General features: G+C 71.0%; 6 protein-coding genes. All 6 read left to right on the top strand.

Annotated elements, in window-relative coordinates:
- Nucleotides 1-49: 49 nt before the first annotated feature.
- The 6 genes from MJ797_RS13455 to cobN all read left to right on the top strand — a co-directional run bounded on the left by MJ797_RS13455 (nucleotide 50) and on the right by cobN (nucleotide 10,273).
- Nucleotides 50-2,860, top strand: a complete 2,811-nt coding sequence (locus MJ797_RS13455) for a DEAD/DEAH box helicase (protein WP_374582146.1) — start codon at nucleotides 50-52, stop codon at nucleotides 2,858-2,860.
- A gap of 91 nt (nucleotides 2,861-2,951) precedes the next feature.
- Nucleotides 2,952-3,230, top strand: coding sequence for a type II toxin-antitoxin system Phd/YefM family antitoxin (locus MJ797_RS13450; RefSeq protein ID WP_239334689.1), 279 nt, complete (start codon nucleotides 2,952-2,954; stop codon nucleotides 3,228-3,230).
- The gene (locus tag MJ797_RS13445) at nucleotides 3,227-3,640 is read left to right on the top strand and encodes a type II toxin-antitoxin system VapC family toxin (RefSeq protein ID WP_239334688.1); all 414 of its coding nucleotides are present in this window, start codon (nucleotides 3,227-3,229) and stop codon (nucleotides 3,638-3,640) included. The genes MJ797_RS13450 and MJ797_RS13445 overlap by 4 nt, the downstream gene beginning before the upstream one ends.
- A gap of 342 nt (nucleotides 3,641-3,982) precedes the next feature.
- Complete coding sequence (locus tag MJ797_RS13440; RefSeq protein WP_239334686.1) at nucleotides 3,983-5,014, top strand: cobalamin biosynthesis protein; 1,032 nt, start codon at nucleotides 3,983-3,985, stop codon at nucleotides 5,012-5,014.
- Complete coding sequence (locus MJ797_RS13435; RefSeq protein WP_239334692.1) at nucleotides 5,011-6,516, top strand: cobyric acid synthase; 1,506 nt, start codon at nucleotides 5,011-5,013, stop codon at nucleotides 6,514-6,516. The genes MJ797_RS13440 and MJ797_RS13435 overlap by 4 nt, the downstream gene beginning before the upstream one ends.
- A 1-nt stretch (nucleotide 6,517) precedes the next feature.
- Nucleotides 6,518-10,273: a cobaltochelatase subunit CobN gene (gene cobN, locus MJ797_RS13430; protein ID WP_239334684.1), complete on the top strand. Its 3,756-nt coding sequence runs from the start codon at nucleotides 6,518-6,520 to the stop codon at nucleotides 10,271-10,273.
- Nucleotides 10,274-10,289 lie beyond the last annotated feature (16 nt).

Raw genomic sequence — 10,289 nt, 5'->3', positions numbered from 1 at the left:
GAGGCGCTGCACTAGCAACGTCGCGCCAGCGGTCCCGTACGCTGACGAGGTGTCCACCGCGCCCGCGGGCTCCCCAGGCCCCGAGGCCTTGCCTGAGACCTCCCCCAGCGCACTGGCCGATTTCGCGGGCAGGTATCCATTCGGCCTCGATTCTTTTCAGCGTGCGGCCTGCGACGCACTCGAAGCGGGTGAAGGCGTCCTGGTTGCCGCTCCTACCGGTGCCGGCAAGACGATCGTCGGTGAGTTCGCGGCTCACCTCGCGCTCACGCGAGGCCAGCGTTGCTTCTACACCACGCCGATCAAAGCATTGTCGAACCAGAAGTACACCGACTTCGTCGCCCGTCACGGAAGCGGCTCGGTCGGCCTCCTGACCGGCGACACCTCCCGTAACCCGGATGCGCCGGTGGTCGTCATGACCACCGAGGTCCTCCGGAACATGCTCTACGCGGAGCCGGCCGGCCTCGATCGTCTCGCCTTCGTCGTCATGGACGAGGTCCACTATCTCGCCGACCGCCAGCGGGGGGCCGTGTGGGAAGAAGTGATCATTCATCTTCCCCAGCGTGTTCGTCTGGTGTCGCTGTCCGCGACGGTAAGCAACGCGGAGGAGTTCGCCGACTGGCTGGTGACCGTGCGCGGGCACACCCGTGTCGTGGTCAGTGAGCACCGTCCGGTACCGCTGTGGCAGCACGTCCTGGCCGACCGGGAGATGCACGACCTGTTCGTCAACGGTGGTCCGCTGTCCGTGGACGACATCCTGCGAGCGCGGGCCGACGCGGTGACCGGGCCGTCGGCGGAACCGGCCGCGCCTTGGCGGATCAACCCGAGCCTGCTGAGACTCGCCCGGGAGGAGAACCGGCGTCCCGAGACGCCGCGCGCCCGGCCCGGCGGCGGCTCTGGCCGTGGCAGCGCGGGTCCGCCGCCGCGCCGCCGGGCCTGGGTACCGAGCCGGCCGGAGGTCATCAAGCACCTGGACCGGTCCGGGCTGCTGCCAGCGATAACCTTCGTGTTCAGCCGGGCCGGCTGTGATGCCGCGGTCGCCGCCTGTGTGCGCGCCGGTCTCCAGCTGACGACGCTGGATGAACGGAACAACATCCGCCAGCATGTGCAAGCACGCACAGCCAGCATCCCTTCGGATGATCTCCGCATACTCGGCTACTGGGAGTGGCTGGACGGTCTGGAACGCGGGATCGCCGCACACCACGCCGGGATGCTGCCCACTTTCAAGGAAGTCGTCGAGGAACTGTTCGTCCGTGGTCTGGTGCGTGCCGTGTTCGCCACGGAGACCCTCGCGCTGGGTATCAACATGCCGGCGCGCACGGTCGTCCTGGAACGCCTCAGCAAGTTCAACGGCGAAAGCCGTGCCGACATCACCCCTGGGGAGTACACCCAGCTCACCGGGCGGGCAGGGCGGCGGGGTATCGACGTCGAGGGCCATGCGGTCGTGCTGTGGCAGCCTGGCTTCGACCCGGTCGCGCTCGCGGGGCTGGCGTCAACCCGTACGTATCCGCTGCGGTCGTCGTTCCGCCCGTCCTACAACATGGCGGTCAATCTCGTCGGTCGGCTCGGGCGGACCGAGGCCCGCGGTGTTCTTGAATCCTCCTTCGCCCAGTTCCAGGCCGACCGCGCGGTCGTCGGCCTGGCCCGGCAGGTCCGCCGCAACGATGGCGCGCTGGCGGAGCTGGCTGCCAGCATGGCGTGCACGCAGGGGTCAGTGGAGCAGTACGCGGCGCTGCGGGAGGCGATCAAAGCGCGGGAGGCGGCGCTGTCACGCGAGGGCAGCGCCCGCCGACGGGCCGAGGCGGTCGAGTCACTGAGCCGGCTACGGGCCGGCGATGTCGTGCGTATCCCGGCGGGCCGGCGCGGCGGGCTGGCGGTCGTGCTCGACCCGGGGGTCAACGGCGCCGATCCCCGGCCGGTTGTCCTCACCGTCGACCGGCAGGTCCGCAGGCTGTCGCTGCTCGACTTTCCCTGCGCGGTGGAGGCGCTGGGGCGGGTGCGGGTCCCGAAGACGTTCAACCCGCGTTCCCCGCAGTCCCGTCGTGATCTCGCCTCGTCCCTACGCGCCATCGAGATTCCCGCTGAAGCCGGACGCCGGGCCCGCGCGCGGGCGAGCGCGGCCGACGACGCGGACCTCGCCCGGCTGCGCCGTGCGCTACGGGCCCATCCGGTGCACGGCTGCCCGGACCGGGAGGCGCATCTGCGTGTGATCGAACGCCATGCGAAGCTCCGGCGGGACACCGATACGCTGCGGCGGCGGATCGCCGGCCGCACGAACACCGTCGCGAAGGTCTTTGACAGGGTATGCGCCTCGCTGGAAACCCTGGACTATCTGCGCGGTGACGCCGTCACCGCCTCCGGCCGTGTCCTCGGGCGTATGTACACCGATCAGGATCTGCTGGTCGTGGAATGCCTCCGTGCCGGCGTATGGGACGAGCTCTCGCCCGCGGCGCTGGCCGCGGCTGTCTCAACGCTGGTCTACGAGCCTCGCGGTGAGGACACCGCCACCCCGAAGATCCCCGGCGACCCGGCGTTGCGGGAGGCGCTGGCCGCAACGGCCCGCCTCGCCGACCGGCTGCGTGCGGTTGAGGCTGACCAGCAGCTTGACTTCCTGCGCCCGCCTGAGCCGGGCTTCGTCTGGGCGGCGTTCGGGTGGGCCTCCGGGCTGTCCTTGGCGAAGGTCCTCACCGACTCCGGGCTGGAGGTCACCGCCGGGGACTTCGTTCGCTGGATGCGCCAGCTCATCGACCTGCTCGACCAGATCGCCCAGGTCGCGCCGGATGGCTCGCGGGCCCGCCGCACGGCCCACGCCGCGCTCGACGCCGTCCGGCGCGGGGTTGTCGCCTACTCCATGATGCTATGACCGGAAGACGCCGGTCGCTTCCCGCCTCCGTCACCAGAGTAGACTCTGGTCTGTCTAGACAGACCAGAGTCTACTGACGTCGGAGGTTCTGATGGGCTGGCAGGTCCAGGAAGCAAAGCAACGCTTCAGCGAGGTGCTCCGCGCCGTGCGGGACGACGGTCCGCAAACCATCACCCGGCATGGCGAGGAGGTCGCGGTCGTCATCGATATCGCTGAATACCGAAGGCTGACCACTCCGGCCAGGAATCTCACCGAGCTCCTGCTCGGGCCTCCGTACTTCGATGACGACGTCGTCTGCGTCATGGCTGACATCGAGACCGCGCGTAAGAAGGACTTTCCCCGGGACATCGATCTGGGCATCGGTGAATGAGCTATCTGCTGGACACCAATGTGCTGTCCGAGACCAGGAAGCGCAGGCAGGACCCTGGCGTCACGGAATGGATCTCCGCCATACCACCGGACCGCCTGTATGTGTCCGCCCTGACGATCGGAGAAATCGAGCGGGGCGTCACCGGGCTGTCCCAACGAGGCGACCACCGACAGGCAGCCGCTTTCAGGAGCTGGCTGGACAACATCGTTCAGGAGTTCGACAGGCGTATCATCCCGGTAACCACCCAGATCGCCAGGGGATGGGGTGGGCAGAGCAGAACCCAGCCCGTTCCCACGATCGACGCGCTCATCGCGGCCACCGCCAGACTGCACGGCTGGACTCTGGTCACCCGTAACATCAGGGACTTCGAGCGCACCGGCGTGCGCGTGCTGAACCCGTTCACCGGCTGACTCCGGCGCGCCGCACCGGCCTGCCTGCTGGCCGGCCCCAGACGCGGCCGTCTGCCGATGAAGGGCACGGGTGACCGGTTGGTGCACTTGACCGGAAGCCGGGGGATCTGTTCTGCTCAACAGGCCCAGCCGATGCACCGGGCCCCAGCCGATGGACACGGAGGAAACCGGTGGGAGTGCCCCCTGACGCCGTCTGTTCCCGAATCTCGGCCGGATCCCGGCATGACCTCACCCGTACGGAATCGTCGCGGCAGCCCCGCTTGCGGCGCTGAACGCCCGACCACACCGCCGAGCTGGCGGTGGTGAAGAGCCGATCTCCAGCCACACGTCGCGGGGGTACACATGTCCGGATGGGTCCGCGCCGCCGGTCTGCTGGCCGGCGCAGCGCTCGACGTCATCCTCGCCGACCCGGCGCGGATGCACCCGGTAGCCGCTTTCGGCACTGTTGCCGACCATGCCGAACGGCTGCTCTACCACGACAACCGCGCCGCCGGTCTGGCCTACACATCCATGCTCGCCGGTGGCACGGTCGCGCTCGGTGCGTTGGCGCGGACCGGTATGGACCGGGCCGGCAGCCGGTTGGGCTATCAGCGGGCAACCTCGTTGGCCCTGACCGCGGCGGCGACGTGGACAGTCCTCGGCGGCACGTCCCTGCGCCGCCATGGCCGCCGGCTTGGCAGCGACCTCGCCCACGGTGATGTGGCCGCGGCCCGGGACCGCCTGCCGGCGCTGTGCGGCCGGGATCCCGCTGTGCTCGACACCGGTGGGCTTTCCCGGGCCGGCGTCGAGTCGCTGGCGGAGAACACCTCGGACGCGGTGGTCGGGCCACTGCTGTGGGGAGCCCTTGGCGGCGTACCGGGCCTGCTCGGCTACCGGGCGATCAACACTTTGGACGCCATGGTCGGCTACCGCAGCAGCCGGCACGCCCGCTTCGGCTGGGCGTCGGCCCGTTTGGACGATCTCGCGAACCTTCTGCCGTCCCGGGTCGCCGGCCTGCTGGCATGCGCGTGTGCGCCGGTCGTCGGCGGCTCACCCGTCGACGCCTACTGGGTGATGCGCCGCGACGGCGCAAGCCATCCGAGCCCGAACGCCGGTCAGGTGGAGGCCGCGTTCGCCGGCGCGCTCGGGCTGCGCCTGGGCGGGACGTTGCGTTACCACCACGGGGTCGAACACCGGCCGGTCATGGGATACGGCCGGGCCGCCCAGCCTGCCGATCTGGAACGGGCCGCGGTCCTGTCCGCCGCGGTCAGCGCCAGCGCGCTGGCACTGTCAGCGGGTGTCGCCGCGGCCGCCTCGGCGGCCCGCTCGGCAACGTGGTCAGCAGCCTGGTCAGCGTGGACGTCCAGCCGGGCGCGGCGGCGGAACGGGCGGTGAGCGGCGGCGCGTTGCTGATCGCCGGAACGGGATCGGACGCGGGCAAGAGCGTCGTCACCGCTGGGCTGTGCCGATGGCTGGCCAGGGAAGGGGTGCGGGTCGCGCCGTTCAAGGCCCAGAACATGGCACTGAACTCCGTCGTCACGGCGGACGGCGCCGAGATCGGTCGTGCCCAGGCGATGCAGGCCGCCGCCGCCGGGGCCGAGCCGGAGGCGGCGATGAACCCGGTACTGCTCAAACCGGGCGGCGACCGGCACAGCCAGCTCATCGTGCTGGGCCGTCCCGTCGCCGAGGTGGACGCCCTGGGCTACCGTCCGCACAAGGCGCACCTGGCCACCGTTGTCGCGGACTGTCTGGCCGACCTGCGCGGCCGGTTCGACGCGGTGATCTGCGAGGGAGCGGGCTCACCCGCGGAGATCAACCTGCGGGACACCGACATCGCGAACATGGGGCTGGCCCGGGCCGCGGACCTGCCGGTGCTCGTCGTCGGCGACATCGACCGGGGCGGGGTGTTCGCCGCGCTGTTCGGCACCCTGGCGCTGCTCGACGCGGCCGACCAGGCACTGATCGCCGGATGGATCATCAACAAGTTCCGTGGTGACCCCCGGCTGCTCGATCCCGGTCTGCGCCAGCTCGAACAGCTCACCGGGCGCGCCGTGCACGGTGTGCTGCCGTGGCGCTCCGGCCTGTGGCTGGATGTCGAGGACTCCCTCGATCTTGCCTCCTACCCTGAAGGACTCCCACCGGCCGGACCATCAGCGATCGAGGAACTCCTGCGGGTGGCGGTGATCCGGCTGCCGCGGCTGTCCAACATCACCGACATCGACGCGCTGCGGGCCGAGCCCGGCGTGGCCGTAGCCTTCGTGTCCCGGCCCGCGGACCTGATCGACGCCGATCTCGTGATCATTCCTGGGACCCGCGCGACCGTGGCGGACCTCGCCTGGCTGCGCCGCGCTGGCCTGGACGCGGCATTGCGGGCCCGCGCGGCCGCTGGCCGGCCGGTGCTCGGGATCTGCGGCGGATACCAGATGCTCGGCCGTCGCATCGACGACCCGGTCGAGTCCGGTACCGGGGAGGTGGACGGCCTCGGCCTGCTCCCGGTGACTACCACCTTCGCCCGGGACAAGATACTCAGCCGGTGCGCGGGCACGACCAGCGAGGGGCTCGCGGTCACCGGCTACGAGATCCGCCACGGCCGGCCGGCCGTGGACGGCGGTGAACCGTTCGCCGCGGACGGCACCCGCGTGGGCGCGGTCGCCGGCACCAGCTGGCACGGGCTGCTGGAGAACGACGCGTTCCGCCGGGCGTTGCTCGTCGACGCGGCCACCCGGTCCGGACGCTCCTTCACCCCGGCCTTCACCTGTTTCGCCGACGTCCGCCAGCGCCGGCTCGACGCGCTCGGCGATCTGATAGCCGACCATCTCGATACCGCCGCCGTCCGCGCGCTCCTCGACGGCGGTCCGCCGCCCGCACGTCCCTTCGTCCCGCCGGGAGCGCCCTGAGATGTCCGCCGGTGACGAACCTGTGATCGTCTTGTTGTCGACGGCGGACACCGAGCTGCTGGCAGCCCGCGCGAGTGGGCTGCCGTGGCGGGTCGCCAACCCCGCCCGCCTGGCCACCGCGGACATCCCCGCGCTGCTCGACGGTGCCCAGGCGGTGGTCGTCCGGCTGCTCGGAGGCCTGCGAACCTGGCCGGACGGTCTTGGCGCGACGCTTACCGCGGGCCTGCCCACCGTGGTGCTCGGTGGGGAAGCGGTGCCCGACGCCGAGCTGATGGGCCGCTCCACTGTACCGGCCGGGGTTGTCACGGCAGCGCTGGGATATCTGGCCGAGGGCGGCACCGCGAACCTTGCCGAGCTGTACCGCTTCCTCGCCGACACACTGTTGCTCACCGGGTTCGGTTTCGCCCCGCCCGCGGTGATGCCGGCGGCTGGGATACACGGCCTGCGGGAGAGCAAGGCGGATCGTCCCACCGTCGGGGTCGTGTTCTACCGGGCGCACGCCACGTCCGGCAACACCGCGTTCGTGGACGTGCTGTGCGACGCGTTGGAGGCCCGCGGGGTGAATGCCCGGCCGGTGTTTGCCCCGTCCCTGCGTGGCCTGAGCCGCCAGCTGGGCCCGGACCCGGCCGGCGCGGCCGCCGGTGTCCTGGGCCTGCTCGCCGGGGTGGACGCGCTGGTCGTGACCGTGCTCGCCGCTGGTGGCACCCGGCCGTCGGAAGCGTCCGCGGGCGGCGATGACGAGGCGTGGGACGTCGGCGCGCTCGCCACGCTGGACCTGCCCGTCGTGCAGGGACTGTGCCTGACCTCCTCGCGGACGCAGTGGGAGGCGGCCGACGCGGGCCTGTCGCCGATGGACGCGGCCATGCAGGTCGCGATCCCCGAGTTCGACGGCCGGATCATCGCGGTGCCGTTCTCGTTCAAGGAAGCCGGGCCGGACGGGGTGCCGGTCTACGCGGCCGACCCCGAGCGAGCCGCGCGCCTGGCCGGGATCGCCGCGCGCCTGGCCCGGCTGCGACACCTGCCGAACAGCGAGAAGAAGGTCGCGCTGGTGCTGTCGTCGTACCCGACGAAGCACGCCCGGGTCGGTAACGCCGTCGGTCTGGACACCCCGGCGTCCGCGGTCCGGTTGCTGGCCGCGTTGCGCGCCGCAGGCTACGAGCTGGGGGAGCACGGCCCGGACGGGCGTGCCGTGCCCGCCGACGGGGACACCCTCATCCACACGTTGATCGCCGCTGGCGGGCACGACACGGAATGGCTCAGCGAGGAACAGCTCGCCGCCGCGTCGGTCCGGGTACCGGCCTCGGTCTACCAGCGTTGGTTCGACGCGCTGCCGGCGGCCCTGCGGGAGGGGATGGCCCGGCACTGGGGTGACCCACCCGGCGCCCTGTACATCGATGCGGCCCCGGATGGCACCCGATCAGCTCGCGAACCCGCGATCGTGCTGGCCGCGCTGCGGTTCGGCAACATCCTGCTCATGATCCAGCCCCCGCGGGGATTCGGGGAGAACCCGGTGGCGATCTACCATGATCCCGACCTGCCGCCGTCCCATCACTACCTGGCCGCCTACCGCTGGCTGGACTCCGAGTTCGGCGCGGATGCCGTCGTGCACCTGGGCAAACACGGCACGTTGGAGTGGCTGCCCGGCAAGGGGCTCGGCCTGTCGGCCGGCTGTGCCCCCGATGCCGTCCTCGGCGACCTGCCGCTGGTCTACCCGTTCCTGGTCAACGACCCGGGCGAGGGCACGCAGGCGAAACGCCGCGCACACGCGGTGATCGTTGACCATCTGGTACCGCCGATGGCCCGCGCCGAGACCTACGGTGACATGGCCAGGCTGGAGCAGCTGCTCGACGAGCATGCGACGCTCACCGCACTCGACCCGACCAAGCTGCCCGCGGTCCGGGCACAGATCTGGACGTTGATCCAGGCCGCGCGGCTCCATCACGATCTGGGCCTGACTGACCGTCCGGATGACGCGGACTTCGACGATTTCCTGCTGCATGTCGACGGCTACCTGTGCGAGGTCAAGGACACCCAGATCCGCGACGGCCTGCACATTCTCGGAGACGCCCCGGCGGGTGCGGCGCGGGTGAACCTGGTGCTCGCGATCCTGCGGGCGGCGCAGGTGTGGAGTGGTGCCGCCGGAGCGCTGCCGGGACTACGGGCCGCGCTGGGCCATGTCGAGGGCGCCAGCGCCCCGCGCGCCGATGTGGATGATTTCGAGGCGGCCGCCCGCGCGCTCGTCACCGGCATGGACGCCGCCGGCTGGGAGCCCGCCGCCGCGTCCGGGGTGTGCGCGGATGTCCTCGGATCCCCTGAGTCGGCTATGGCTGTGGGCGCGAACGTCACCGAGGTCGAGAAGGTGCTGGTGTTCGCCGCGTCCGAGGTGGTGCCGCGGCTGGACCGCACCCCGGACGAGATCATCCATGTTCTGCGTGCCCTGACCGGCGGGTTCGTGCCACCGGGGCCGTCCGGCTCACCCACCCGTGGGCTGGTCAACGTGCTGCCGACCGGGCGGAACTTCTACTCGGTCGACCCGAAGGCGATCCCGTCCCGGCTGGCCTGGGAGACCGGCCGCACGCTCGCGGACTCGCTGCTCGCCCGTCACCTCGCCGACACCGGGGGCTATCCGTCCGCGGTGGGCCTGACGGTGTGGGGCACGTCCGCGATGCGCACCCAGGGCGACGACATCGCGGAGGTGCTCGCGCTGCTCGGCTGCCGGCCGACCTGGGACGACGCCTCCCGGCGGGTCACCGGTTTCGAGGTCGTACCGCTCGGTGAGCTCGGGCGTCCCCGGGTGGATGTGGTCGTGCGGATCTCCGGCTTCTTCCGCGACGCCTTCCCCCACGTCGTCGCGCTGCTCGACGACGTGGTGAGCGCCGTCGCGGCGCTCGACGACGAGGCCGACGCCGACAACGCGCTCGCCGCCCACGTCCGCGCCGACCTGCGTGCCATGGCGAGCAGATCGGGCATAGCGAGTACATCAGACATGGCGGGTGACACGGTGGCTCCCGGTGACCGGCGGAAGGCGACCACCCGGATCTTCGGGTCGAAACCAGGGGCCTACGGCGCGGGCCTGCTGCCGCTCATCGACTCACGCGCGTGGCGGTCGGACGCGGACCTCGCCGAGGTGTACGCGGTGTGGGGCGGCTACGCCTACGGCCGTGACCTCGACGGGCGGGAGGCTCGGGCCGATATGGAACAGGCGTTCCGCCGCATCCAGGTCGCGGTGAAAAACCAGGACACCCGCGAACACGACCTCGTCGACTCCGACGACTACTTCCAGTACCACGGCGGGATGGTCGCGGCGGTCCGCACACTCACCGGGACCTCACCGGCGGCCTATGTGGGGGACAGCGCCATACCGGATGCGGTGAAGACCCGGACCCTGCAGGAGGAGACCCACCGGGTGTTCCGCGCCCGGGTGGTGAACCCGCGGTGGATCGCCGCGATGCGCCGCCACGGGTACAAAGGTGCGTTCGAACTGGCGGCGACCGTCGACTATCTGTTCGGCTACGACGCGACGGCTGGTGTCGTGCAGGACTGGATGTACGAATCGCTGGCCGCCTCCTATGTCTTTGACCCGGACACACGCGAGTTCATGCGAACGGCCAACCCCTGGGCGCTGCGCGGCATTGCCGAACGCCTGCTGGAAGCAGCCGACCGCGGCCTGTGGGAGAAACCCGACGCCGCCACCATCGACGGGCTTCAACAGACCTACCTGGAACTCGAGGGTGACCTTGAAGGCGGTGCGGACTGACCGGCCAGACCACCAC

The sequence above is a fragment of the Protofrankia sp. CiP3 genome, assembly GCF_917627345.1.
Lineage (GTDB): Bacteria > Actinomycetota > Actinomycetes > Frankiales > Frankiaceae > Protofrankia.
This window is presented reverse-complemented; position numbering and strand designations above follow the sequence as displayed.

Excerpts from the sequence above, each read along its gene's own strand:
- MJ797_RS13450 (WP_239334689.1), top strand. The coding sequence starts at position 2,952 with ATGGGCTGGCAGGTCCAGGAAGCAAAGCAACGCTTCAGCGAGGTGCTC.
- MJ797_RS13445 (WP_239334688.1), top strand. The coding sequence starts at position 3,227 with ATGAGCTATCTGCTGGACACCAATGTGCTGTCCGAGACCAGGAAGCGC.
- MJ797_RS13440 (WP_239334686.1), top strand. The coding sequence starts at position 3,983 with ATGTCCGGATGGGTCCGCGCCGCCGGTCTGCTGGCCGGCGCAGCGCTC.
- cobN (WP_239334684.1), top strand. The coding sequence starts at position 6,518 with ATGTCCGCCGGTGACGAACCTGTGATCGTCTTGTTGTCGACGGCGGAC.